Raw genomic sequence first — 25879 nt, 5'->3', positions numbered from 1 at the left:
GGTCAAATGCAGACAGAACGACAACAAACGCCGGGAAAATACACGGCAAATGTAGTCAGATGCAGACAAAACAACAACAAACGCCAGCGACTAGTAAAGTTATCCAATAATCATGATATGCTTACGCTTTGTATGTCCTTATATAGCAAACGTCGTTTGGAGTAACAGTGGCAAACATTAAGTCGCAGAAGAAGCGCGTGCTCACCAACGAGAAAGCACACAAGCGTAACGTAGCAGTAAAGTCTGCTTTGAAGACCGCTATTCGTGCAACTCGTGAAGCCATCACCGCTGGTGATAAGGCTGCAGCACAGGCCGCTTTCGCAGTAGCCGCTCAGAAGCTTGACAAGGCTGCAGGCCGTGGCGTGATTCACAAGAATCAGGCTGCAAACCGCAAGTCCGGTCTTGCTGTAGCGATTAACGCTCTGTGAAGTTTGTGCAGGTAACTGCATAACACAGCATGTAAGGAAAATCCCCAGTACCAACAGGCACTGGGGATTATTTTTATACGCGACTAAAACTCATTTAGATTATTCGCACTTAAGATTTTTAAGACTATCTAAGACTATTTAAAACTATCTGCGCTTGCGATTGTTTAAGTTTAAGCGACGAATGCGCGGACGACGCACTTTAATCGGCTCAGTGCGATTCATTGCGCCGAATAAAGTCAAGTCAAATTTTACAGATAGCAAGCGCATTGCAACCACCAGCGCAACAATAAGCATGTCAAGAATAATCTCAACAGTTACACCAAAGAAACCAGCATGTTTTGCTTTAACTACAAAAACCGTAAGAACGCAACCAACTGCAGCCGGAACAGCATACCAATGTTTATCTCGCACAATAACAGGAACCTGATTCAAAATCATGTCTCGAATAAGACCGCCTCCCAAAGCGGTTGCCATTCCTAAAAATACTGAAGTCGTGCCAGACATGTGAAAATCTAGGCCTTTTGCAGTTCCGTTTACAGCAAATAATCCCAAGGCGAGCGCATCAATCGTAAGCATAAACCAACGCCACTTATCGATCTCCGGATGCGCAATCGCAACAATTATGCCGGAAAGTAAACCAGCAATCACAAAACCATGATCCGCAATTCCAACTGGCGGTAGTGCTCCAAGTAAAACATCGCGCACAATTCCGCCGCCCAACGCAGTAATCCAAGAAGTGGTAATAATGGCAAAAACATCGTACTTTTTACGAATAGCCCACAGTCCGCCAACCATTCCGCAGCATCCAACAGCAACATATTCAACAATTAGAAAGAAGATGTTATCCCCTAATGCGCCTTCCACAAATTACCCCTTCGAAACAATAAATAGCAAAATAAATAGCGCGCCGCACCCACATATGAATCTACATACGGAGTACGACGCGCCAATTAATTAGTCACAAACCTTCCACATCCAGTTGTGCTTGTCTTCAACATCGCCAAGCTGAATGCCAAGGAGCTCGTCACGCAAAGCCTGAGTCAACTCACCAACACCACCATCAGAAACCTTAAGATCGAAATCATCTGACTTAAAGCGACCAATTGGAGTGATGATTGCAGCAGTACCGCAAGCAAAGACTTCAGTTACCTCGCCAGAACGAATGTCGTCAAGCAAGCCTTGAAGCGGAATCATAGTTTCAACAACCTCATGACCAGCCTCTTTAGCAAGCTGAATCAAAGAACGACGCGTAACGCCCGGAAGAATGCTGCCAGTAAGAGATGGAGTTTCCAAATGACCATCCTTGTGGAGCGCAAACATGTTCATGCCGCCAAGCTCTTCCAAATAAGTCTTAGTTGCAGCATCCACGAAGCAAACCTGCTCGCAACCATGCTCAATACCCTTGTATTCGCCAAGCAAAGAAGCAGCATAATTTCCGCCGCACTTAGCAAAACCGGTACCACCAGGGCCTGTACGGAACCACTGATCTTCAACCCAAATGCTAACAGGCTTCAAACCACCCTTGAAGTATGGGCCTGATGGAGAAGCAATAACACAATATTCAACCTCATGAGCTTCACGAACGCCAAGGAACGGCTCGGAAGCAAACATGAACGGACGCATGTAAAGCGTATACTCGCGGCGGCTTGGAACCCACTCTCTATCTCGCTTTACCAAAGCTGCAACAGAACCAATAAAGTCGTCAATAGAAAGATCTGGCAAATACAAACGCTTAGCAGAATTCTGGAAGCGAGCAGCGTTAATATCTGGACGGAACAGCCAAACTGAACCGTCGGCGCGCTTGTACGCCTTCAAACCTTCGAAGCATTCCTGAGCGTAATGCAAAACGGATGCGCCTGGATCCATTTTCAATGGTCCGTAAGGCTCAACGCGACGATCCGACCAGCCTTCGCCTTTAGTCCAAGACATATGAACCATATTGTCGGAGAAAATCTGACCGAAAGCAGGCTTATCAATAAGTTCGTTGCGCTTTGCGTCCGAAACAGGATTATCGTTAGGCAGAACTTCAAAGTTGCCAGCCAATTTGTTCAACAGAGCAGGATTGCTATGATCATCAGATTCATAGGCGTCCGAAAACTCTGGAGCGATTTCTAAATCAGCCATTATGTCTCTTTTCTATCTGTAATATTTTTGATTGCCTTTTAACGCAATTAACGTATAGAATAATACGATTCTTGCGTTTAGCAAAACTTACACGCCAAAATATTTTAAGAAATATTTCAAAAAATACGGTTTAAAATAAAAATTATTTAGCAAATTTACTGATTTTATAAGAAAAAGCCGCATAAGTCAGTTCTTATGCGGCTTAAAATTTTAAACTATTTATAAGTTATAAGTTAACTAGTAATTAAATACAATAGCTTACTTTATAACTTACTTTTCTTCTGCAGCTGGAGCAGCGGCAGCAGGAGCAGCAGCTGCATCAGCAGCAGGAGCAGCAGCTTCGGCTGGAGCAGCATCTTCAGGAACGGTGACGCTAACAACAGACTCTTCGCCATCCATGTCGAGCACAACGCCCTTAGGAAGCTTAACGTCCTTAGCAAACACCTTGGTGCCGTCGGTCAAGCCGTCAACGTTAACAACAACGCGCTCTGGCAAGTTTGCAACGTCTGCACGAACCTTGAGCTCCTGAACGTCAACGAATGCAACAGCAGCACCCTTTGGAGTACCTTCAACGAAGACTGGAACTTCAACATCAATCTTTTCGCCAGCCTTAACTTCGTAGAAGTCAATGTGCTCAACAATGCGCTTAACAGGATTGCGCTGAACATCCTTAACAACTGCAATGCGAGATTCCTTGCCAAACTTAATAGTGAACAAAGCATTTGCGTGACGCAAAGCCAAAGTGGTCTCACGCATTGGAAGAGTGACGTGCACTGGATCAGCACCGCCAGCGTAAAGGCTTGCTGGAATCAAATTTGCAACACGCAAGCGGCGAGCAACGCCCTTACCAAACTCGTTGCGAACTTCGCCTTCAAGAGTAATCTTTGTAGCCATATCGGTCTCCTTATGGTCTGGATAGTTTTGTTTGTTAATCCAGCTTCAGGCGCACCGACGCGCCGAAAACCATAAGTGGCCATCAGCCCAGTCGATAACGGAACTTTGCCAACAATCAGTCGGCATATTCCCTCGCCAAAGCAACTTTTCTAGTGTAACCACAGCGCAAGACTAATCTTAAATCTCAATTATTTAATAAATAAAATAAAAATATGCAAACACTTACACAACTTGAGCACACAAACGATTATTATAGATAACAGCACTAAGCGCACTTTGAAACTATGCGCTTTTAAGAGCCGCTAAGGCATGATTAAGGAGCAGATGTGTCCGTCTTTAATGCACTCCAACAGCAAGCGTTTAATCTTGCACGTAAAGCATTGCGTATTGGCAGCAATTTCGCACACCCAGTCAGCGACGATCGCGCAGGCGAACCAGGCTACCAGAATGAAGAACAAGAATCTTCTACAAATACTCTACTTTCGCAAAATAAGCGTCTTCCACTCGTAGAAGAGTGGGGCGCAGGAATGCCAACAACCACGTTTATTGACCCAGAAACAGGTTTGCTTACCACAAAAACGGAAAGTGCTGCACCGCTGGACGAAGGCACAAGTATTTACGACTTGTATGCAGACCGTGCTGCACGCATGGGAGACGACCCGCTTTACACTTACAAAGAAAACGATAAGTGGGTTACTAAAACAGCAAATCAGTTCCTTAAAGAAGTTAGGGATGCAGCAAAAGGCTTAATTCACTACGGCTTGCACAAGGGGGACGCTATTGCTCTTATGTGCAAAACGTCGTACGAGTGGGATGTTACAGATGCTGCTGTTATGGCTTGCGGCGGCGTGCTCGCCACTATTTACGACACGGATTCTGCAGAGCAGATTCGCAACATTGTTAATAATTCCGACTCGCGTTTTCTTATTGTTGGAACTACAGAAATGCGAGATAAAGCAGACGGCGCTATTGAAGAATGCCCAAGCTTGGAACGTATTATTTGCTTAGAAACCGGCGGATTGGAAGAGCTTAAGGCTTTTGGATCTACCGTTAGCGACGAAGAATTGGACGAGCGTATTGATTCTGTAAAGAAAACAGACTTGTGCTCAATTGTTTACACTTCCGGCTCCACAGCCGCGCCTAAAGGCGTTGAAATGACACACGAGCACTACTGCACAACCGCACTAAACCTGCCAATCTACCTGCCAGATTTGTTAAGCGAAAAAGACGGTTCTGTGCTTTTGTTCCTTCCGCAAGCACACTCTTTTGCAAGGGCGATTAACTACATTGTTGTGGCAAGTACATTGCGAATTTACATTGCTCAAGGAATTTCTACTTTAATTTCTGATTTGCAGGTTGCAAAACCTACGGTTATGATTGTTGTTCCTCGAGTTCTTGAAAAAGTTTATAACGCGGCTTCACAGAAGGCTGGTCACGGCGCTAAAGGCTTGGCTTTCCAGGGTGCTGTTGTGACGGCTCAGCAGTATATGAAGGAAGTTCAAGAGTTTGGTGATGCTAAAGCGCTTACCAAGGCCCGTAGAACTGCTTACGATCCACTTGTTTACCGTCCACTTCGCCAGGCTCTTGGCGGACGCGCGCACTGGATTGTTGCCGGCGGCGCTCCACTCGACCCTGAGCTGCTTTCCTTCTTCCGAGGAGCAGGAGTTCCTGTGTACGAAGGCTACGGTCTTACTGAAACCACTGCACCATGCGCGTTTACTCCAATCGGAGTTCCTTTCCGAGAAGGCTCTGTTGGAATTGCGTTCCCAGCCTTTACTTTGCGAATTGCAGAAGATGGCGAAGTGCAAATTAAGGGCACATGCGTGTTCCATAAGTACCATAAGAACGACGAAGCAACTGAAACTTCGTTCACCGAAGACGGATGGTATGCAACAGGCGATTTGGGAAGAATTGACGACGAAGGCATGCTTTATATTACCGGCCGCAAAAAGGATTTGATTATTACAGCCGGCGGTAAAAACGTGGCTCCTGGACCTATTGAAGAGATGATTAAGAGATGCGAACTTGTATCTCAAGCATTAGTGCTTGGAGATAAGCGTCCGTTTATTTCCGCACTTGTTACTTTAGACGAGGAGATTTTGCGCAACTGGCTTAAGCTTAAGGGATTAGATGAAACTATGAGCATGAGCGAAGCTGCAAATAACGCTGTTGTGCGCGCCGAAGTACAAAAATTTATAGATCTTGCCAATGAAGGCGTGTCGCGCGCGGAATCTGTGCGAAAGTTCATTATTTTGCCAGAAGAGTTTACGCAAGAAAATGGCTTAATGACAGCATCTATGAAGATTATTCGCCCACGCGTTATTAAGTATTACGCAAATCTGCTTAATACGCAGATGTACACTTCGCGAAAGAAGTAAGAGTAGGCAAGCATATGCTTTCTTGCAAGAAGTAAAAGTAGGCTTCTTGCAAGAAAGAGTAAGATTCGCGCGGGAAGTAAGCGTAGGCTTCTTATGAGAAGTAAGCGTAAGCTTTCGCATGCGACTTGCGCGAATCCATAAAGTTTCCTTAATAATCCATGGGTATTTGATAATATTGGCGTGAAAAAACTTGATACCCCCCCCCCGTTGAAGAATACAATATTTTCTGAACGCAAGTTAAAAGAAAAGCTACATTCATAGCAATACTGCTTTTCTAAAAACTTGGCAAGAGATATGAAAATCTTCTGATTTCCATTAACAATTAAGAGGAGAGGTTAATATGAACGCCAAACTCGCAGTAGCAATCTCATTAGGCGCAAGTTCCCTTGCATTATTCGGAATGGCAAATGTGGCCAACGCCGCTACTCCTGACACTACTACTCCGCCAGATTCTAATACTCCTGCAGTTCAGACTGGAGAAAGTGCTACAGATAAAGCTCAAAAAGAAGCTAAGCAGGCTGTGGCTGAAGCTAATGAGCAGAAAAACAAAGTTGATGAGGAAGTTAATAAGGCTGAAAGCGAAGCAAGTGATGCTAATACAGCAGCCGCTGATGCTAACAATGAAGTAACTAAAGCTCAGAAAGACTTAGAAAACAAGAAAAAAGAAGCTCAAACAGCTGAGGAAGAAAAAGGTAAAGCCGATAAGGAATTATCTGATAAGCAAACTGAAGTAGATAACGCAAACGAAGAGGTTGCAGATAAGCAAGCTGCATTTGATAAAGAAAAAGAAAATCAGAAGACTGCTGAAGATAAGCTGAAGGAAACTCAAGGCGAAAAAACTGCAGCTGAAGGCGAGCTTGAAACTGCAAACAAAGACGTTACTAATAAAACTCAACAGCAGGCTCAAGCTGCAGAAAAAGTAAACACTGAAAAAGGCAAGCTAGATTCTGCCAATACTGAGCTTCAAACTGCTAAGGATAATAAAAAGAAAGCTCAGGGAGAAGCAGATAGGCTTTCTGGCGAGGCTGATCAAAAAGAAGCAAAACAACAAGAAGCAGAGCAAGCTGTAAAAGATAATACAAAACAGCAGGAAGAAAAGCAAACTGCTATAAATAATTTGCAAAGAGCTGACTCTGGAACAACAAGTGCTGAGGTGCAAAAGCTTAAAGAAAAAGCTCAAGAAGCTAAAGAAGCTTCTGACCAAGCTCAAAGGGAAGCAGCTGCTAAAGCTCAGGAAGCTACCGATGCGAATAATGCAATCCCTGCTAAAGCAGGCGAACTCACCAACGCAGAAAAGGCGCTGAAAGATAAGAATTCAGACTACGCAGCATTAGTAGAGAAAGTAACTTCTGCAGAAGGTGAAGCTGCTAAGAAAGCAGCAGCTTATGATGCAGCAGATAATAACGCTCCTAAGGATGATATTCCTGTGGAGCAGAAGTCTGACTTCTACAAGTTCTTGCAGTATGTGATTGATACTGAAAGCAAGAAGGAAAACAAGAACGCTGATCTTATTGAGGATGCAAAACGTGCTCAAAAAGTTCTTAAGGGCGAATCTTATGAAGTTCCTAATATGCCTGTGCCTGGAAAAGAAGGATATTATTGGCCAGGATACACTGCTTATGCTCCAACATGGTATAACGACTTGGTGAAGCCTGGTTTGGGTCGCGTTGGTAGCGCTGACTCTTTGGAAAACATGAAGCAGGCAGCAACATATTACAAAGCTCTTGATGATTATCGCAAAGATGACGTTTCTGGCATGAAAACTGTTAAAGTGCGTCTAACTCTTATTGCAGAAAGCATCGTGCACTCCTTCTATTCTGCAGCAACTGAAGCTCACGCTGCATGCCACGATACCACGGGATCAAAAACTCCAGACGAGTTGAAAACTCATGCATATGCTACTAATGTTGCAGAAAATCTCGCTTGGGATGGAGATTATAATAACTACGATCCTAAGAGGCCAAAGCAGAATCTTAAACAATGCAATACCGGTAATGGTCATCTTTCATGCCAATACACTGCCAACGAGAAGCACAACGCTGTTGACGGATGGTATGGCTTGGAAAAGGAAATATATGATAACGCTCTTAAAGATGGAAAGTGGAATGGTCACGAGTTTACAGAAGATGGCTTAGATGCACTCAAAAACCATCGCACAGATTTTGGAGCATATCTAAGGGAAAATCCTACTCTAGCTCTATTTAAGGATGATTCAAACGGACAAGCGAAGAATCTGTTTAAGAATGTGGTCGGCCACTACACTAACTTCTCCGCAAACAATAACTTTGCTTCAGGATTTGCTAAAGCAGATAATTCACATACAAACAGATTGGGATACCAAGATATTGCAGTATGGCACGGAGGCAATGAAGAAAGCTCAATTAGCATAGAAGAGTACAATAAACTTCTTAATGGCTATGAAAGCACAGTTACAAGCAGCACTCCTTCGCTAAGCGACGAAGAAGCTAAGAAACTGAATAAGCTGAATGCTGATGCAAACTCGGCTAATATGGCAGTGTTTAACGCTAAGTATGAAGCTTTGAAAGCAAAGCATAATATGTCTACTGATGAGCGCTCTGCTGTTGAGGATCTAGAAAAGAAGATTGAAACAGCAAAGAAGAACTTCGAGCAGGCTAGGAAGGATGCTGAAGCAGCAAATAAAGCTAAGGATGATACTGCTAAGAAGGCTGAGGAGCTGAAGAGCGCTTGGGAAACTGCTAAGAATGCGTATGATGAGGCTTCTAAGAAGGCTAAAGAAGCTGCTCAGCTAAACGAAAATGAGCGAAAGCAGAAGATTCAGAAGCTTCAAGACGAACTTAGTACCTTGCAAACAGCCGCAACAGGGTTGAAGTCAAAGGCCCAAACAGCCGAGGCTGACGCTGTAGCAGCACGCAGAAATGCCAATGAAAAGCAAACTGAAGTTAATGGCGCACTTACTAAGGATGTTGAAACTGCTGAAGCTAATGTAGAATCAGCCAAACAGGCTGTTACAACTGCTGAAGAAGCCAAAAATAAGGCTGATCAAGAGCTTCAAGTAGCTAAAGATAAGGTAACTACACTGACTAAGAAGATTGAAGAGCTTACAACTCAGATTCAAACTGAAACTCAGGAAGTTACTGAAGCTAACGGTAACGTTCAAGCTGCTCAGACCGCTCTTCAAGGTGCTAAAGACACTCAGAGTACAGCAACAGGCCAGCTTGAAGCATTGAAAACAAAAGCTAAAAATGCTGCTGAAAAGGTTGAGACAGAAAAAACAGCTGTTGAAACCGCAAAGAAAACTGTTGTTGAGAAGATAAAGACTGCACAAGAGAAGGTTAAAGCCGCTCAAGCCAAGGTTCAGTATGCTCAGAAAGTTGTTGAAGAAGCTAAAACCAAGATTCAAACTATACAGAAGAATCTTAAAGCTGCAGAAACAAAATTTAAGGCTGTTGTTACTGACAAAACGACTCAGCAATCCTTCATGCAGTCAACATTCTTGGCAGCTTACCCATCGTTTAACACCTTCATGCAAACTCTGACAACAAAGAGTACTGGCCTGCAAACTACTGCTACATCTCTTACAAAGTCTGCAGAAACACTCGCGAAACAGATGAAAGAAGTTGCACCAGAGTCTGTTACACCATCCGTTCCTCCAGCACCTACACCAGAACCTAAAGTACCTGAACCTGGTAATACTGGCAAGACTGGCAACACAGGTAGCACAGGAAACACAAACAATACCGGAAATACCGGTAACACAGGTAACACTGGTAACACAGGAAACAGTAATGTTCCATTCATTCCACAAACACCACATGTCAGCGTTCCTGCTGTTGGCGTAGAACAGCAATCTAACGAATTTGCTTCAGCTACAGCAGAAAATCACGCTACACAGGCTGTTTCCAAGAGTGAAACTGGAAAGTCTACTAAGGAAGAGCATGCGAATGCAAAGAACACGAAGCACGCCAACCGCACCGCTTCTGCAAATGCGGCCGCAACTCCTAACGCTGGCGTAGCACAAAGTAAGAACGCTAAGGATTCTAAGAATTCTGAATCGAAGGAATCTGCAAAGCAAGACTCCGCAAAGCAAGAAACTCAGGATTCTAATAGCAATAGCAGCGCTCAAAACAGCACGCCAAACAGCTCTCCAAACAAAGAGTCCAAGAATTCTCAAGCAAACGGCGATTCTGCAAAGGCACAAAACGGCTCCAACAACACTCTTACAATTGGCGCGGTTGCGGCAGTTGTGATTGCTGGAATTGTTGCAATCGGCGGAGGTGTGACTTTCGCACGTCACCGTCGCATGTAGTTGAAAATGTGGTTTACTCCATAAAAATAGAGCGACTACATAAAAACTAAAACAAAAAAACTAAAACAAAAACCGCAGTCGAACGTGTATCGGCTGCGGTTTTTTATAAGCGCAAGGTTTAAAACACTAATAAAAACACACTAAGCAGAATATGCTCGTCAAAACGCGCTTGTCAAAAAACGCTAATCAAAATATGCTTACTAGAACCCCAAACGCTCAAGCTTCTTAGGGTCGCTCTGCCAGCCCTTTGCAACTTTCACATGCAACTCAAGCACAGCTTTCGTGCCAGTAATGCGATTTACAGCAGTTCTCAAACGCTTCTTTACGCGCACTAAATGCTCTGCACGATGCCCAATAATAATCGGCTTTTGAGAATCTCGCTCAACATAAACAGACACAAGCACATGCGCTTTGTTGTCGTCGTATTGAGTATCCTCGCCATCACTCGGGTAGCAAATATCGTCAACTACAACAGCTAAAGAATGAGGCAACTCGTCGTCCAATTCTTCCAAAAATGCGCCGCGAATAAGCTCCGAAATCATGCTTTCTGGACTTTCCTCGCTAAGCTGATCCGCCGGATACATTTGCGGGCCTTCAGGCAAGTTTTGAATCAAAACATTCTTAACTTCGTCAATATTGTCTCGCTCCAACGCACTCACAGGCACAATATCAGTAAAATCGGCAAACTGCTGAATTTGAAGCAAATGCGCAACTAACTCACTGCGGCTAAGCGTATCGATTTTCGTAACAATACCAATAAGCGGAACTTTCCAAGTCCAATTGCCTTGCTCATCTTTTTTAGCAAAATCGGAGCGAAGACGGCTTAGTATTCGCTTATCTCCTGGTCCTATCTCCTGGTCTGCTGGAAGCAAGAATGCAATCGCGTCAACATCTGAAAGCGACTCGTCAACAATATCGTTCAAACGCTGACCAAGAAGCGTACGCGGACGGTGAATACCCGGAGTATCAACCAAAACCATTTGCGCATTATCGGTTGTAACAATTCCGCGAATAGCTTTACGCGTAGTTTCCGGACGAGACGAGGCAATAGCAATTTGCGTGCCAATAAGAGCATTCATAAGCGTAGATTTGCCAACGTTTGGCCTACCAACTACAGCTACGAATCCGGAACGGTAACCGTTAAAATCCGGAGTAGAAATCGTTGCGCGAGTTGAGGAGTCAAGATTTGCAAACATTTCGTCGTCAAAGTCGCTTTTATCATCAAAGTCGCTGTTATCGTCGAAGTTGTTAATATTATTCACGTTATTCTTACCGTCCAGTTCTTTATTTCAGCATATTCGTTTACTTCAGTAAATTCGTTTGCTTCATATTACTTGCTTGCTTAAGCGCGTTAGTTTGCTTACTTTCCAGCGCTTGTGGGGAAATCTTTTCCGAAAGTTTTTCCGAAATCTTTTCAGATATTTTTTCCGAAAGTTTTACCGCGCTGCTATTTTCAGACTGCTCGTCTTTAGGCTCTTCTAAGCCCTTAACATCGCGCTCAACCAAAATAGTTGAGACTTTCTTTCGTCTACCAGCAGAATCCACAGCAGTTAATTTTAAGCCTCTTGTAACCGCACTAGATCCCACAATCGGCACGTTACCAAGCAGCTTCGTAAGCAAACCAAACACGGTGTCCACATCGTCTTCGTCAATATGAACTTCAAAAATATCCTCCAAATCCGCAATCGGCGTTCTAGCAGGCATCTTCCACACGCCATCGCTTACTTCTTCCGGATCCGCATGCTGCGTGCGATCATGCTCATCTTCCAGCTCGCCCACAATCTGCTCAATAGCATCCTCAATAGTAACCAAGCCTGCAATACCGCCATATTCGTCAACAACTACAGCAACATGCTGACGAATTCGCTGCATTTCGTGGAATAAATCGTCAACCGGCTTGGACTCCGGCACAAGCATAGGGTCTCGGCTAATAGTGTCAACAGCTCTAGAAGAAGCTGCAGGATTAAACACGGTAGCTCTTACTGCATCCTTCAAATAAGCAACGCCAACTAAATCGTCAACCGAATCTCCAATAACAGGAACTCTAGAAAATCCGGATCTTGAGCATAATTTCAGGAAATTTTCCAGCGTTTCGTCGCTTTTTACGCAAATCATATCGGTTCGAGGAACCATGATTTCGCGAGTCAAAGTGTCTGAAAGCGTAAGCACATTGCGCATCATTTCCGAAACTTCAGGGTCAAAATCATTCGCTTCAACAAGGCGATCAATACTCGCCTTTGCTTGATCCAGCTGAATATCTTCCAAAGCCTCATCGTCTGAAAGATCAACATTCTTTTTTCTAGAAGTTACGTCAGCATCGCTAGCAATATGCACCAGAGGATTAATCGCCATAGCAATAGAAACAATGCGAGAAAGTCTCATCAACTTTGCCACAGGCTGAGCAGCTCCCACAGAACGCGGGCGAACAAGCATAGAAATAACAGCAACAATCACCGAAACCACAACGCCAACAACCAAAGTAAGCCACATTGGAGCGCCGAAAAACGCCGAAACCGCAGCAATAATAACGCCGTCAAACACATTGCACAGAACGCGCACAAAAGCGCATGCGCTAGAAGTTGCGTAACGGTCTGAAATAAGCTTTTTTACCCGATGAATTCTTGCAATTCTACGCATACGCACTATTGCGCTTGTGTCGTCATCGTGAGTTTGAGCTTCAATCATAAGATTGTTTAAGCTCGCTCGCGTAACTTTAGGCACTGCCCCTTCTGCAGCTGCCATTGCAAGAGACAGCCACACAAGAAGAATTGCAAGCAAAAGCAAAACGGCTAATCCTAGCCACACGTGCAACGGAAGTTCCGGTAACGATATATTTGTAAAAAATGCTTTAATATCTTCCATAATTATGCTCTTAAATCTTACGACTGCTTACTTGTGCTTACTCGTGCTTACTTGCTTTTGTTATTTCTGCCTCCGCTTGCATCATGCTCAGCATCGTAACGTTCAAGCTCGTTCACAGCTCCTTCCGGAAGAGTAGCGTCATACAATTCCCCAGAACGTGCAGCGAAGAAAGTAAGCAAAAGCTGACGCTGCAAACCAAACATTTGCTTTTCTTCTTCGCGAGTTGTGTGATCGTAACCAAGCAAATGCAATATGCCGTGAATGGTTAAAAGCATCATCTCTTCCATTGTGCTATGCCCCGCCGCGAGCGCCTGCTGCTGAGCCACCCAAGGACAAATCACCAAGTCTCCAAGCATGCCCTCGGAAACTTTGTCATCGCTTCCAGGAGTAAGTTCGTCCATTGGAAAACTCATAACATCTGTTGGACCTTCAAGGTTCATCCAGCGCTCGTGAAGGCAGGCAATTGGCTCCGGATCAACGAAAGTAATTGATAAATCTGACTGCGTGCTGACTTTCATCTGCTGCAACACCCACATTCCAAGATCGGAGAAGATTTTAGCGTCGATTCGCCACACGGTTTCGTTCATGACTTCAATGCTCATGATTATTTGTTATTCCTCTCGAAGTTTATTTTTCAAGTGTTGCTAGTTTAGATTTTGCACGAGCGCGCTATTTTGTAAAAGTGCGCTATTTTGTAAGCTTTACAAGCTGCCTTCCACAAGCTTTTCGCCAGTAAGCACATGTGCATGAACATGGAATACTGTTTGACCAGCTGCAAGACCAGTGTTAAAAACAAGCCTGTAGTCTCCATTAAACGCGTCGTTAGCAATATTTTGCGCAACACCAGCAATATGAGCTAAAGTTTCAGGAGCTTTACTAGCAAGCTCAGCAACATTCTTATAGTGATTGCGCGGCACAATTAGCACATGCACTTTTGCCTGCGGATTAATATCCTTAAAAGCGACTACCGAATCATCTTCGTAAACGCGCGTGCTTGGAATTTCGCCGGCAATAATCTTGCAAAAAATGCAGTCTGGATCAGTATGGCTCGCAGCATTGCTCATAGTTGCATCGCTCATGGTTTCTCCCCTATTTTTTATTACGAAATAAAATTCATGCCAAAAGCCAAAAGCAATCGGCACACTACATACTATTTTACACAAACTTGCGCATTTTATTTATGATTTTTTCACTATTCGTACCGGCCTAAAGCGCGCGAAAGAAGCGAAAGTGCCACAGGTCCTGCAGTGGATGCGCGAAGAATATTGCTGCCCAAAACGCAGCTTTTAGCACCAGCGTCAACAAACATCGAAACCTCGTCGTCACTAATTCCGCCTTCTGGACCAACAAGCACGTAAACAGTGCGCTCCTTGCCATCATCCAGGCAGCGCTCTGTAAGAGTGTTTACAGCTTGCTCGATTTGACTCCAGCAGTCGGTTGCATCCTGATGCAATACCACTACTAGGTTTCCGTAAACGCACGCACGTCTACATATTGCAACAATCTGCTTACTGGACACGCATTCTTGAAGCTCCGGCATAAAAGCTCTTCGAGACTGCTCTGTAGCAGCCTGCAACACCTGATTCCAACGCTTATCCGTGCGACCAGGCTTCCACTTTGCGATTGAGCGGTCAGCGCACCAAGGAATCACTTCATCTACGCCAATTTGCGTAGCCATATCGATTGCTTGCTCATCGTGGCCGGTTTTTGCTAAAGCCTGCACAAGCGCAAGACGCGTAGTGCAACGCGCTTCTCGAGTGAACGCATCGACGCGAACTAAACCATTTTCCGCATCCGTAACAGTTGCGTGAATTCGCAAGCCTTTGCCGTCAGAAAGTTGCAAAGAGTCACCCTCTAACAAGCGCATAGCGGATATTGCGTGGCGTTTTACGCTGGAAGGAAGCGTAAGTGTCCATCCTTCCTCAATCCCATCTGCAAGCACAGGAGCATTATCGTGGTCAGTATCTAGCAAAAATAAAGCGTCAGTCATAATCTAAAGCCTAACGTGAGGATGCGCCAAGTACTAAAAATATTTCTGTGCAAGTATTGTGGCAAACTAGAACAGTACGTACTGGAGGTTGCAATGAGTAATGAGCTTGGTGATAACACTGCGCTTGTTACTTTGCGTATTTCGCGCTTTGCGCCGTGCGAAGAAACGCAAAATCCGCAAGACGCTACTAAACTCGTGCGAAAACGTCACGAAAGTCCATTTGCTCGAAAAAAGCGTAGCAATCCTTTTGCAAAAGTAGATTCTGCACAAAAAGAAGATAGCGATGCTGAATCTTCCATTCCTTCTATGAAACGCATTCAAGGCAAGCATTGGGTTCAAGATTACGTTTTGCGAGTTCGTTCAACGGATACTATTCTTAGCTGCTTGCTAACTATTAAGCGCACAATCGACCCGACTTTGGCTTTTCGCTACTCTTGTGGCCACGGAGTTTGCGGATCGGATGCTGCAAACGTAAACGGCATGCCAACTTTACTTTGCAGCGCAACAATAGGCGCGAACGCTCGTCCAGAAATCACAAATAACGTGCAATCTCGCGGATTTAGAAAAACCGGAACTTCAAGTAGCGGCGAAAGCTCAGCAAAATCGCCAATTCTACAAAAAGAATCTACGCAGACTGTAGCTCAAAAAAATGGAAGTTTCGGTATTATCGAACTTGCACCTCTTGCTGGATTTGCAGTTCAGCGCGATCTTATTTGCGACCTTTCACCTATGGTTTCGCAAATAAAACGTTTAGAACCTTATTTACAAGCAGCAGACGTTTCTGTGCGAAATAATGAAGGAAAACTTAAGCTTATTGAGTTTTTGCAGCATCCTGAAGAGTTGCAAAAGTTTGAGCTTTTAAGTAACTGCATTATGTGCGGTGCGTGCGAAGGAATATGCCCAATCTACGCCGGCGGCGAGGCTTTTATTGGGCCTGCTGCTTTGATTAACGCGGCTCGTTTTATTTACGACTCTAGAGACAATGCAACAGAGCGTCGATTAGATTTGATTGACGGCAGCGACGGAATTAGTGCATGCCAGTCGGTTCGTGCGTGCTCAAGGCAGTGTCCGCGCGGAATTGACGTCGGCGAAGAAATTTGGCAACTTACAACACTAGTGAATGAGCGCAAAAACTTGTAGGTTGATTTACATATTAATTGCGTCGTCATTCATTCATGTGGATGTTCGTATAGTGAGATTTGAGATTTTTTGCACTGAGCGAGGCGAACGTCAGAGCCGTAGGCTGCTGATTCGTCGAGCGAAGAAGAAAAATCGAAAAATCTCTGCGATTAGCACGGTTATTAACGAATTAGCATGCAGAGTTTGGGGGATTTCTTTACGAGCACTAAAAGAGGACTGAGAAGCTACATTCTTTAAGAAAGGCGAACACACTAAACGCCTTTAACAGCCAGAGCGCCCGAAGGACGGGACGTGCGAGGAAAGAAATCCCCAAAAACTCACGCCACATTAAACGAATTGTAATATAAACTTATACGTAACTGTAAAGAAAATGTCGTTTTCGCTTAAAAATGCGACTCGATTAATCTTAATTAGTACCAGACGCTATGCGCACTGCTTCTAGCGGATCGTCCGTAACAGCAAACAAGTGCGGGTCAAGAGACGAAATTAATCCACGAGAAGTAACAGTCGACTGCAACCAGTTAATCAAGCCCTTCCAATACTCAGTTCCAAACAGCACAACCGGCACTCGCGCAACCTTATGCGTTTGTACAAGAGTTAGAGCTTCGAACATTTCGTCCATTGTGCCAAATCCGCCAGGACACACAATAATTCCGGAAGAATACTTCATAAACATTGTTTTTCTAACGAAGAAGTATCTAAACTGCATTCCAAGATTAATCCACTGATTCAAACCCTGCTCGTGCGGAAGCTCAATACCCAAACCAACCGAAGTGCCGCCCGCTTCTGCAGCACCGCGATTCGCAGCCTCCATAATGCCAGGGCCACCGCCTGTAATAACCGCAAAACCGCGTTTTACAAGCTCCTTGCCCATAGTTAGCGCGGCCATATATTCCGGCTCGCCATCTTTTATGCGCGCAGAACCAAAAACACTAACAGCAGGTCCTAATCCAGCAAGAGTGTCAAAACCGTCAACAAACTCAGCCTGAATTCGAAGCGCGCGCCAAGGGTCTGCACTTCGCCAATCCCACTTGTTATCTCGGTCTGCACCAACGCCTGCCGCAATCTGCTGACTTCTATCTTTACGAAGAAGCGTTTCGGTTGTGCTTTCTTTAGGAATCATAGACCCGCGCATAAGCACAGAACCGCGATGATATGTATTAGACCAAGGTGGAACTTCTGAAGAATAATTTTCCTGACTATTATTCATAACTACTCCCTAAAAATAATCCTAAAAATAATCCTAAAAATAATCCTAAAAAATAATCACAAAAGCTAATACAAAAAAGCTAATCTTCAATATCATCTAATTCTTCTTCCATATGCTTTGATTGCATAGAAAGCAAGAATCCCGCAACACCAGCTGCAACAATAGAAGCAACAAGAACACCAAAACGTGCCTCTGCAGACAAATCTGCGTCCGAATATGCAAGAGAAGCAATAAGTAGCGAGACTGTGAAACCAATACCGCACGCACAAGCAGTCGGAAGCAAATCAACTACACGCAAAGAGTCCGGAACTTTTAAGCCAAGTAAATGCTTTGAAAGCCAAGCAGTTACCATAATTCCCAATGGTTTTCCAACAACCAGAGCAATAGTAATAGCAATAAGAATTGGAGATAAGAACAGCTCCCAAGTTAGCGTTTCAAAATGCACGCCGGTTGAAAAAAGCGCAAAAATAGGTAACGCTACTAAAGCAGATACAGGCTGAATTTTTTCGCGATAACGCTCCGCGCGCAAAGTTTTTTCTCCGTGAACTAGATGCGCAGGAGTGAGTAATCCTACCATTACACCAGCTAAAGTTGGGTGCACTCCAGCTTCATACATCATTACCCACGCCACAATACCAACTAGCGCCACAAGAGGCCACGGAACATGTTTAAGACGCACTAAAGTGGTCCAAATAAGACCACACACAACAACGCCAACAAACCAGTACCACGCGTTTAGAGAAGAGAAGAACACTGCAATAAGCGCAATTCCAAGCAAATCGTCAACAGTTGCAAGAGTCATCAAAAACGCACGCAAAGAATGAGGCAAAGTTTTAGCAAATAAAGCTAATACTGCAAGCGAAAAAGCAATATCCGTTGCAGTTGGAATCGCCCAACCAGCACGAACCATACCTAACGAAGGTAAAGCGCCGGAAGTAAGACGCATAATCTCCTGACCGGCGTGAAGATCGGAAAAGACTGTTACTGTGGCAACAAAAAGCAACGGCGGGGCAATCATGCCACCAACTGCGCAAATCATTGGCATTGCAGCAGCACGAGGATCAGAAAGAGATCCTGCAATAAGCTCGTGTTTTAAGTCTAAACCAACAGAAAGGAAGAAAATAGTAAGCACGCCGTCTTGAACCCAATGGCTAATCGACATGTGAATATTAGTAAACGGAATACCAATATGAGTATGCGAAACAGCTTCAAATACTGGCGCGGTTAAAGGAATGTTTGCAAGCAATAAGCCAGTAAGAGCAAAACCAAGCATAATTAAGCCAGAAATTCGCTCATTGTTTGCTATATTGCGTACTATTATCCAGCTGCGTCGTATCATGTTGTAAATATTTCCTCCCAATGTTATGCAAAACATATTAATTTTGCAGCACTTTTTAGTATAGCGGAGAGGGATAAACCAAACAGATGAGATAAAAAAAAAACGCGAGGCAAATGCTTCGCGTTTTGTTCGTGCGCCAGACAGGATTCGAACCTGCAACCTTCTGATCCGTAGTCAGATGCTCTAATCCGTTGGGCTACTGGCGCATGTTTTCCGTCCACAAGAAGAACTCTCTCGTTTTCGGCAACTTGACTAATATACAACCATCACAAACAAAACACAAACTCCGGCGTGTCGACCGGAGTTTGCTTAGCTTCTACAAAAACTACTCTCGATGCTCAAGAACTTTATCTACAATACCGTAGGATTTAGCTTCTGGAGCAGTTAAGATTGTATCCACCTCAATATCTTTGCGAATACGCTCAACATCTTGACCGGTATGCTTAGCAAGAGTGTTTTCTAACCATTCTCGCAATCGAAGCATTTCCTTAGCCTGAATTTCAATTTCAGTAGCCTTACCAAAATCTTGACCCATTGCAGGCTGATGAATAAGCACGCGCGCATTCGGTAAAATCATACGCTTACCATGAGCTCCCGCAGCAAGCAAAATCGCAGCAGCAGATGCAGCCTGACCCAAGCATACGGTTTGAACATCTGGACCAATATACTGCATTGTGTCGTAAATAGCAGTCATTGCAGTCATGGAGCCACCGGGAGAATTGATATACATCATAATGTCGCGTTCACTATTCATGCTTTCCAACACCAAAAGCTGAGCCATAATATCGTCAGCAGAAGTGTCGTCAACCTGAACGCCCATAAAAATAATACGATCTTCAAAAAGCTTCGTGTACGGATCATGCGTTTTTAAGCCGTATGGAGTTTGCTCACCAAACTGCGGCAAAACGTAGCGGTTAGTAATTCGCTGTGCTGAAGAAACGCCGCCAAAACCAGCCAAACGCTCAGCACGTGCAACAAACTTTGCTTCTTCACTTGCCATAAGTTACTCCTCACCTCGCATTGAAGCAGGAGTTGTTACGATTTTATCTACAAAACCATACTCCAACGCCTGTTTAGCAGTGAACCAGTGATCATACTCGTTGTCTCGGTAGATTTCTTCTATGGTATGACCAGTCTGCTTAGCTGTTAATTCAGAAAGTGTTTTCTTCATATCCATAATCAGCTCTGCATTAATACGCACATCCGTAGCAGTGCCGCCAACTCCGCCAGAAGGCTGATGCATAAGCACGCGCGCATGAGACGTAATATAACGCTTACCAGGAGTGCCAGAACTAAGCAGGAACTGACCCATAGAAGCTGCCATGCCGACCGCAATAGTTGCAACATCTGGTTCGATTAGCTGCATAGTGTCGTAAATTGCCATGCCTGCGGTAATAGAGCCACCAGGCGAATTAATATACAACCAAATATCCTTCTTAGGATCTTGCGCAGCAAGCATTAACATTTGAGCGCAGATGATATTAGCATTCTCGTCTTTTACTTCAGATCCCAACCAAATAATGCGATCTTTTAGCAACCGATTAAAAATAGAATCGGTTGGCGAAGACGCTTCCGCCTGTTCCATAACAGGAGAAGCTGTAAAAAGCTCAGTCACCTTATCTCCTTACCATAAACTTAAGTATTCCTAGATTATCGTGTGCGTGTGACCGTATAGAAAATATTGTATGCATAAAATCAGCGAAATATTCTACACTGAATTTCTACAAATCAATTCAGATAATTATTCAACTATTATATAGATTTGATATAAAATATTTAGTATATCTTTTTTTGAATGTAAATTCGCTCACAGAGGAGAGAACATGGATTCCAACAACTTACCAAACAACAATCATTCTCAAAATACAGAAGAAAACAATGAGAATCAGATCAACGATTACACAAATAATGCGAATCTAGAAAACACTTACACAAATAATGCGAATCAAACGGACACTTATCAAAACAATTCATACATGAATTCTGGTTACCAAAATAATGCAAATCCAGCAAATACTTATCAGAACAATACTTACCAGAATAATGGATACCAGAACGACTACCAGAACGACTACCAGAATAACTACCAGAATGACTACCAGAACAATTGGTACCAGAATGACTACCAGAATGACTACCAGAACAATACTTACCAGAATAATGGCTATCAGAATAACAATAATCCAATAAACACTTACATAAACAGCGATAATTTAATAAAAACATATAAAAATGTTCAGCAGCAAGTAATAAGCTTCGTAAATACGACACTAGCAGATGAGCATAAGAAAAGAATTGCTGTAATTGTTGCTATTGTACTAGCAGTAATACTTTTCGGCGGATTAATCTCAGGCACTTTTAAAAAACATTCCGATTGTTCTGCAGAAAAAAGCGCCAATATTGAAGAATACGCAGATTGCCATCCATCAGACTTTGAAGAAAGAGGCGATGATGACGTATCCGCAACGTTTGATGCTCAGGGAGATAGCCTCAATATAACTATTAAATTCAAAGATCGTGTACCTGACAATGCAATTTCAAAGGCTGAAGCTACTTTCTCTGACAGGCTTTTCCTTTCAAATCTGTTCCCAGCAGTTGAAGAAGCTAAGAATAAGGTCAGTTCCCCAATACACTTGTATTACACTGTTTTAAATAACGACGACAGTGTTATTTATAAAGATGACTTCATCGATGAGTAAATAATATACAAATATACTATATGCAAGTATGCGCTTTTGTTACTCATTGAATAGGCAAAGGCGCATACTTTATTTGCGTCTAAAAATTCTTAGCGGCAGCGTTACACTTCGTGCAGCAATGCAGGAAACAGCCATCGGCACAATCATAATAAGCGGAACGTCCACTAATTGCGCCACAAGTACAAGCGCAAACCATAATGATTTTCGACTTGCAGTCAATAGACTTGCAGCGCCAAAAATAGCAGACAGTAGTAATACTTCAGGCTGATTCAATAGCATGCTACCGATAAATGGAAGTTTCATACTTATAACGCCTACAACAAGACCAATGCAAGCGCCAGTTGAAATGCTCGGCTGCAGCACGCCACCGGAAGCACCAGCTCGCAAAACAATCAAAGTAGCAAACATTTTCATCATTGCAAGAAGTAGCAAAATAATCATAATATTCGAGACAACTTCAACATGCGAAGAAGTAGATACAGAAAAAGCAAGTTGAGAAAGCGACCTACCATTGCCCATAATATGCGGAAAACCGCAAGCTGAAACACCAATAACTAAGCCAGCTACAGGCATAAAACACAACATTTTTACGCCACGCAAAGCATGAGTGCGACACCAAACAATACCCAAACGAAAAACGTAGCCAACTAAACCGCACACTGCACCAACAGCAACAGCTAAAACGCAGATTTGCCAAGAAATCGCGCAAGAAAATTGCGGAATATTGTAATAACTAGAATGATGCAATAACAATTCAACAACAAACGCAGCAACATAATTCATAACAAGCGCAAAAGGAAAGCAATACATGCGCTCTGATTGCGCAATATTTTTAACTACATTAACCAATGCAGGACCATTTTCACGATTTAGCCACGCATAAAAACCAAGACCTTGAGTTTTACTAAGCAGACCTAATGCAAGTATAGTGCCAGCTAAAGGCGCGTGATACACTGCAGCCAAGCCAGCACCAGCAGCAGAGGCAATCAGCACGCGCTGAGTTTTAGCAGGCACATGAAAAATACGGCTGTAATGCTGAGCAATCATTGCGGCCAATTCTCGCGGGGCTACTTCCCTGCCGATTGAAATTCCAGAGCCAACAATGCCGATTTGCAGCAAAATGTGTGCGACAGTAGAAAAAATTGGCATATTGCTTCCGAAAACAGCTTGCGGAATTGTAACAATACGAGGAGGATTCTCTCTTTTGCGCAAAAAATACCAAGCTAGGCCGGCAATAGTCATAGAAATGGTTGTAGATAGCACGTAGCGATACCACGGAAGCGCTGAAAATACAGCGTTTTTAGCAGATTCAATTGAGCCAAAAGCAAGGTATTGTACTGCGTAAAAAATAAGCGTAAGAACTGTTGCACCTAAGCCTGTAAGAATACCGAGAAAAACAGAAGTTGCAGCAAATCGCGCTACTCGAATTGCGAGATTAACTAAACCGCCAAATCTTGAGCAAGATTCAGACTTTGTTCCAGAGCTACTATCCATAACTTCTCGCAATCCTTATATAAATAAGACCCGACAGAAAAATAATTCCGTCAGGTCTTACTTAAAGCCTTTACAAAGTAACTTAGAATTTAGTTAATTCTACTCTACTTCTACTTAGAAAGCTCGTCAGCAACAGCAGCAGCCTTAGTTGCAGCTTCTACGCTTTCGTTTTCTTCATCTTCTTCAGACAAGAATGCGCTCAAATCAAGAGCCTCGCCTTCAGAAACAAACTTTACAGCGCGCATACCAGCAAGCAAGCCCTTAGAACGAGCAACTTCCTGAACAGCAGAACCAAGCTGACCATTGTTCACGATTGCATTAATGAACTGGTTTGGATCCATGCCGTACTGCTGAGCAACAGAAATCAAGAAGTTAGTGACATCTGCCTGAGAAACGGATACATCCATCTGCTCAGCCAAAGCATCGAGAACCATCTGGTCGCGAATTTCCTTTTCTGCAGCCTTCTGAGCCTCATCCTTCTGCTTCTTAGTAGCCTTTTCAGGATCTGGGGTCATGCCCTTCAAATGCTCAGCAACAGCCTTGTCCAAAACACCCTTTGGCACAGGAATTTCAACTTCTTCCTGAAGCTTAACAAGGAATGCGTCACGAGCGTTGGTGGCCTGACGACCTTCAGCAGCCTGTTCGCAAGACTTGCGAATTTCTGCCTTCAATTCCTTCAAAGTGTCAAACTCGGAAGCTTCCTGAGCGAAGTCATCATCAAGCTTTGGCAATTCCTGAGTCTTTACGGAATTAACCTTAACCTTAATCTGAGCATTCTCGCCCTTATGCTTACCGGACTCAAGCTTGCCTTCAAAAGTGGTTTCTTCACCGGCAGAAAGGCTATCCAAAGCCTCATCCAAGCCGTCAAGCAAAACGCCGGAACCGATTTCGTAGCTAACGCCTTCCTGAGCGTCAACAACTTCATCGTTAATGCGAGCTTCCAAATCAATATTGGTGTAATCACCCTTAGTAGCTGGACGATCAACGCCAACCAAAGTTGCGAAACGCTGACGAAGAGCTTCCAAACGAGCCTTAACATCCTTGTCGGAAACCTTTGGCTTCTCAACTTCAATCTCAACGCCCTTGAACTTGTTCAGCTTGAACTCTGGACGACGCTCAACGGTCGCAACAAACTTAAGAGTTGCATCAGCCTCAGTAGACGTTGGAACTTCCTGAACGTCAAACTCTGGCTGATCCATTGGGTGAATCTTCTTTTCTTCCAAAGCATTGGAATAAAGCTCTGGTACAGCGGAATTAACGGCTTCACCAGCAACGGCTGCAAAACCGACACGCTGATCTACAATCTTGCCTGGCACATGACCCTTACGGAAACCTGGCACGTTAATTTGCTTTGCAATCTCCTTACGAGCCTCATCCAAGAATGGCTTGAAGTCTTCGAGATCTGCGGTGATAGTGAGCTTAACCTTAGTTGGCTCAAGATTCCTGACGCTGATTTTCACGCTTGCGCTCCTGAAATTACGTTTTCTACCTTCTGCCGTATGGCACAACCGTTACATGATAGCGCGAGTTACGGACTCAGCAATAAGTGCAACTTGCCATGGCCTAGCGCCCTGTTCCAAAAAGAAGGAATAAACGTCAACATCCGTAATATTTTCGCACCAGCATAAGTTACGAATAATTTGCGGTTTAATAATGACTTCTACTGGAGTATGCGTGTCTTCCGAAATACTTGTAAGAACTGCGCGAATTCGTTGCAAACGCTCATATCTAGCAGGATGATGCTCTTTCCAATAGCGCATTGAGCGAGGGGCAGATTGCGAGTCTTGAGACTGCTGCAAACTTTTAGAATCTTTAAAATCGTTAGAATTATTATGCTCAATCTCCGAAAAATCATCCATAGCTGTTTCGCCGGATTTTGCACGTTTAAGCGCGTTTTCAATAATATTCTTCCAAAGAGATGGCTTAATTTTGCGCTGAATTGGCGCGTAACGTTCAAACATTTTGTCTTGTTCGCTACCTGTGTGAATGCGCACACGCTCGTTTAGCGAACGAATAGAACGAAAATCGCGAGCATTACGCGGCTTACGCTTTCCAGCTTCAATAATTGCTACGTCAGAAAGCAAAAGATTAGGCGCAATATCGTATTTTTGAGCTAAAGCATCACGCTCTTGCCACAAGTCTTTTGCAATTATTAAGCCAACACGATCGTGCATAAGAACATTTATATGCGAAATTTTAAGCCACGGACGAGGATGAGGCGCTTTCTTTTGCGCGCCCTTTATAAGCAAGTGCTTAAATTCTTCTTTAGCCCAATCCAATTTTCCTTGCTTTTTAAGTTCGCCGCGCATCACTTCTTCTAGTTCGATTAACAGCTCAACGTCTAAAGCCGCGTAATTTCGCCAATCTCTAGGAAGAGGGCGGTAAGACCAGTCCGCTGCAGAATGTTCTTTTGCGAGCGTCAAACCCAAATAATATTCGGTTACAGAACTTAAGCCGAAGCGCTTTCTGCCAAGTAATTTAGCCGCGATTTCCGTATCAAATAAGTCACGCGGACGCAAACCAATGTCGAAAAATCCTGGCAAATCTTGCATAGAGTCGTGAATAATCCAAGGCGAATCCCCTATTGCCTCGTTAAACTCATGCCAATCAACACCGAGCTTCTTAAGAGAGACAGGATCAAGCAAACCAATTCCTGCACCCTTGCGTTTAAATTGAATCAACCAATCTTCATGATTGTAGCGAAAACCGGAAGCTCGCTCAGCGTCCGCAGCCAAAGGGCCAGAGCCCGCTGCCAATAAACTGCAATATTCTTTATATGCTTCAAGCGTATCAATGACTTCTGGAACACCGTCTCTAGGCTCTTTTAAGAGCTTTGGTTCCTCGTTCAAGTACGCCTCCCGATTGCATGCTTTACCCAAATTCTTACGTTTTTTGCAAAATATTCTGTACTTTTTGCAAAATATCCGTAAAAAAATATTTAAGCCGTGTTGAAAGATTATGCATCTTTTAACACGGCTTCAACTTTCGCACACAACTACGACTATTCAAAAATAAATAATCAAATAAATAATC

19 protein-coding genes, 1 tRNA gene and 1 pseudogene are annotated in these 25879 nt (G+C 43.7%); 5 read left to right on the top strand and 16 right to left on the bottom strand.

Annotated elements, in window-relative coordinates; translation table 11 throughout:
* Positions 1-167 precede the first annotated feature (167 nt).
* Positions 168-428 (top strand): 30S ribosomal protein S20, encoded by a 261-nt coding sequence (gene rpsT / locus CGSMWGV1500E_RS04200; RefSeq protein WP_004127335.1) that lies wholly within the window; start codon positions 168-170, stop codon positions 426-428.
* A gap of 144 nt (positions 429-572) precedes the next feature.
* Here the strand turns inward: rpsT and CGSMWGV1500E_RS04205 are convergent, their stop codons facing one another.
* The 3 genes from CGSMWGV1500E_RS04205 to CGSMWGV1500E_RS04215 form a co-directional block, all read right to left on the bottom strand.
* Positions 573-1292: a trimeric intracellular cation channel family protein gene (locus CGSMWGV1500E_RS04205; RefSeq protein ID WP_004127330.1), complete on the bottom strand. Its 720-nt coding sequence runs from the start codon at positions 1290-1292 to the stop codon at positions 573-575.
* Positions 1293-1382: 90 nt separating this feature from the next.
* Positions 1383-2552 (bottom strand): branched-chain amino acid aminotransferase, encoded by a 1170-nt coding sequence (locus CGSMWGV1500E_RS04210; protein WP_004127327.1) that lies wholly within the window; start codon positions 2550-2552, stop codon positions 1383-1385.
* A 270-nt stretch (positions 2553-2822) separates the two neighbouring features.
* Positions 2823-3446, bottom strand: coding sequence for a 50S ribosomal protein L25/general stress protein Ctc (locus CGSMWGV1500E_RS04215; RefSeq protein ID WP_004127323.1), 624 nt, complete (start codon positions 3444-3446; stop codon positions 2823-2825).
* A gap of 326 nt (positions 3447-3772) precedes the next feature.
* Between CGSMWGV1500E_RS04215 and CGSMWGV1500E_RS04220 the strand changes: the two genes are divergently transcribed.
* Positions 3773-5824 carry an AMP-dependent synthetase/ligase gene (locus CGSMWGV1500E_RS04220; RefSeq protein WP_004127319.1) on the top strand — a complete coding sequence of 684 codons (2052 nt, stop codon included), beginning with the start codon at positions 3773-3775 and terminating at the stop codon, positions 5822-5824.
* A gap of 340 nt (positions 5825-6164) precedes the next feature.
* A complete protein-coding gene (locus tag CGSMWGV1500E_RS04225; RefSeq protein WP_004127316.1) occupies positions 6165-10112 on the top strand; it encodes a hypothetical protein in 3948 nt (1315 codons plus the stop codon).
* Positions 10113-10312: 200 nt separating this feature from the next.
* On the opposite strand, the gene era is transcribed toward CGSMWGV1500E_RS04225, so the two are convergent.
* From era to CGSMWGV1500E_RS04250, 5 genes are all read right to left on the bottom strand, one after another.
* Positions 10313-11374: a GTPase Era gene (era, locus tag CGSMWGV1500E_RS04230; protein WP_004127313.1), complete on the bottom strand. Its 1062-nt coding sequence runs from the start codon at positions 11372-11374 to the stop codon at positions 10313-10315.
* A 40-nt stretch (positions 11375-11414) separates the two neighbouring features.
* Positions 11415-12974 (bottom strand): hemolysin family protein, encoded by a 1560-nt coding sequence (locus tag CGSMWGV1500E_RS04235; RefSeq protein WP_004127310.1) that lies wholly within the window; start codon positions 12972-12974, stop codon positions 11415-11417.
* Positions 12975-13021: 47 nt separating this feature from the next.
* On the bottom strand, positions 13022-13576 hold the full coding sequence (gene ybeY / locus CGSMWGV1500E_RS04240; protein ID WP_004127307.1) for an rRNA maturation RNase YbeY: 555 nt from the start codon (positions 13574-13576) through the stop codon (positions 13022-13024).
* Positions 13577-13675: 99 nt separating this feature from the next.
* Positions 13676-14053 carry a histidine triad nucleotide-binding protein gene (locus CGSMWGV1500E_RS04245; RefSeq protein ID WP_004127303.1) on the bottom strand — a complete coding sequence of 126 codons (378 nt, stop codon included), beginning with the start codon at positions 14051-14053 and terminating at the stop codon, positions 13676-13678.
* A 113-nt stretch (positions 14054-14166) separates the two neighbouring features.
* Entirely contained in the window at positions 14167-14964 is a 798-nt protein-coding gene (locus tag CGSMWGV1500E_RS04250) for a 16S rRNA (uracil(1498)-N(3))-methyltransferase (RefSeq protein ID WP_004127300.1), read from the bottom strand.
* Between the two features lie 93 nt (positions 14965-15057).
* Between CGSMWGV1500E_RS04250 and CGSMWGV1500E_RS04255 the strand changes: the two genes are divergently transcribed.
* Positions 15058-16104, top strand: coding sequence for a succinate dehydrogenase/fumarate reductase iron-sulfur subunit (locus tag CGSMWGV1500E_RS04255; protein ID WP_004127297.1), 1047 nt, complete (start codon positions 15058-15060; stop codon positions 16102-16104).
* A gap of 406 nt (positions 16105-16510) precedes the next feature.
* Here CGSMWGV1500E_RS04255 and CGSMWGV1500E_RS04260 read toward each other — a convergent pair whose 3' ends face one another.
* The 5 genes and pseudogenes from CGSMWGV1500E_RS04260 to CGSMWGV1500E_RS04280 all read right to left on the bottom strand — a co-directional run bounded on the left by CGSMWGV1500E_RS04260 (position 16511) and on the right by CGSMWGV1500E_RS04280 (position 20268).
* Positions 16511-17314, bottom strand: coding sequence for a TIGR00730 family Rossman fold protein (locus CGSMWGV1500E_RS04260; RefSeq protein ID WP_004127294.1), 804 nt, complete (start codon positions 17312-17314; stop codon positions 16511-16513).
* 100 nt (positions 17315-17414) lie between these two features.
* Positions 17415-18653: pseudogene (locus tag CGSMWGV1500E_RS04265) on the bottom strand (Na+/H+ antiporter NhaA); the annotation flags it as partial.
* A 132-nt stretch (positions 18654-18785) separates the two neighbouring features.
* Positions 18786-18859 (bottom strand) — tRNA-Arg (locus CGSMWGV1500E_RS04270).
* Between the two features lie 119 nt (positions 18860-18978).
* Positions 18979-19653, bottom strand: a complete 675-nt coding sequence (locus tag CGSMWGV1500E_RS04275; RefSeq protein WP_004127279.1) for an ATP-dependent Clp protease proteolytic subunit — start codon at positions 19651-19653, stop codon at positions 18979-18981.
* Positions 19654-19656: 3 nt separating this feature from the next.
* Positions 19657-20268: an ATP-dependent Clp protease proteolytic subunit gene (locus tag CGSMWGV1500E_RS04280; RefSeq protein ID WP_004127277.1), complete on the bottom strand. Its 612-nt coding sequence runs from the start codon at positions 20266-20268 to the stop codon at positions 19657-19659.
* 208 nt (positions 20269-20476) lie between these two features.
* On the opposite strand from CGSMWGV1500E_RS04280, the gene CGSMWGV1500E_RS04285 reads away from it, so the two are divergent.
* A complete protein-coding gene (locus tag CGSMWGV1500E_RS04285) occupies positions 20477-21352 on the top strand; it encodes a hypothetical protein (RefSeq protein WP_004127274.1) in 876 nt (291 codons plus the stop codon).
* Positions 21353-21421: 69 nt separating this feature from the next.
* On the opposite strand, the gene CGSMWGV1500E_RS04290 is transcribed toward CGSMWGV1500E_RS04285, so the two are convergent.
* From CGSMWGV1500E_RS04290 to CGSMWGV1500E_RS04300, 3 genes are all read right to left on the bottom strand, one after another.
* Complete coding sequence (locus tag CGSMWGV1500E_RS04290) at positions 21422-22846, bottom strand: chloride channel protein (RefSeq protein ID WP_004127271.1); 1425 nt, start codon at positions 22844-22846, stop codon at positions 21422-21424.
* A 110-nt stretch (positions 22847-22956) separates the two neighbouring features.
* Positions 22957-24306: a trigger factor gene (tig, locus tag CGSMWGV1500E_RS04295; protein WP_004127268.1), complete on the bottom strand. Its 1350-nt coding sequence runs from the start codon at positions 24304-24306 to the stop codon at positions 22957-22959.
* Between the two features lie 51 nt (positions 24307-24357).
* Entirely contained in the window at positions 24358-25695 is a 1338-nt protein-coding gene (locus CGSMWGV1500E_RS04300; protein WP_004127266.1) for an HRDC domain-containing protein, read from the bottom strand.
* Positions 25696-25879 lie beyond the last annotated feature (184 nt).

This window comes from Gardnerella vaginalis 1500E, assembly GCF_000263595.1.
GTDB classification, from domain to species: Bacteria; Actinomycetota; Actinomycetes; order Actinomycetales; family Bifidobacteriaceae; genus Bifidobacterium; species Bifidobacterium vaginale_E.
This window is presented reverse-complemented; position numbering and strand designations above follow the sequence as displayed.

What these genes read in the sequence shown, in the direction of transcription:
- CGSMWGV1500E_RS04210 (WP_004127327.1), bottom strand. Translation starts at nt 2,552, where the DNA reads ATGGCTGATTTAGAAATCGCTCCAGAGTTTTCGGACGCCTATGAATCT.
- CGSMWGV1500E_RS04215 (WP_004127323.1), bottom strand. Translation starts at nt 3,446, where the DNA reads ATGGCTACAAAGATTACTCTTGAAGGCGAAGTTCGCAACGAGTTTGGT.
- CGSMWGV1500E_RS04225 (WP_004127316.1), top strand. Translation starts at nt 6,165, where the DNA reads ATGAACGCCAAACTCGCAGTAGCAATCTCATTAGGCGCAAGTTCCCTT.
- CGSMWGV1500E_RS04235 (WP_004127310.1), bottom strand. Translation starts at nt 12,974, where the DNA reads ATGGAAGATATTAAAGCATTTTTTACAAATATATCGTTACCGGAACTT.
- ybeY (WP_004127307.1), bottom strand. Translation starts at nt 13,576, where the DNA reads ATGAGCATTGAAGTCATGAACGAAACCGTGTGGCGAATCGACGCTAAA.
- CGSMWGV1500E_RS04245 (WP_004127303.1), bottom strand. Translation starts at nt 14,053, where the DNA reads ATGAGCGATGCAACTATGAGCAATGCTGCGAGCCATACTGATCCAGAC.
- CGSMWGV1500E_RS04250 (WP_004127300.1), bottom strand. Translation starts at nt 14,964, where the DNA reads ATGACTGACGCTTTATTTTTGCTAGATACTGACCACGATAATGCTCCT.
- CGSMWGV1500E_RS04255 (WP_004127297.1), top strand. Translation starts at nt 15,058, where the DNA reads ATGAGTAATGAGCTTGGTGATAACACTGCGCTTGTTACTTTGCGTATT.
- CGSMWGV1500E_RS04260 (WP_004127294.1), bottom strand. Translation starts at nt 17,314, where the DNA reads ATGAATAATAGTCAGGAAAATTATTCTTCAGAAGTTCCACCTTGGTCT.
- CGSMWGV1500E_RS04275 (WP_004127279.1), bottom strand. Translation starts at nt 19,653, where the DNA reads ATGGCAAGTGAAGAAGCAAAGTTTGTTGCACGTGCTGAGCGTTTGGCT.
- CGSMWGV1500E_RS04285 (WP_004127274.1), top strand. Translation starts at nt 20,477, where the DNA reads ATGGATTCCAACAACTTACCAAACAACAATCATTCTCAAAATACAGAA.
- CGSMWGV1500E_RS04290 (WP_004127271.1), bottom strand. Translation starts at nt 22,846, where the DNA reads ATGGATAGTAGCTCTGGAACAAAGTCTGAATCTTGCTCAAGATTTGGC.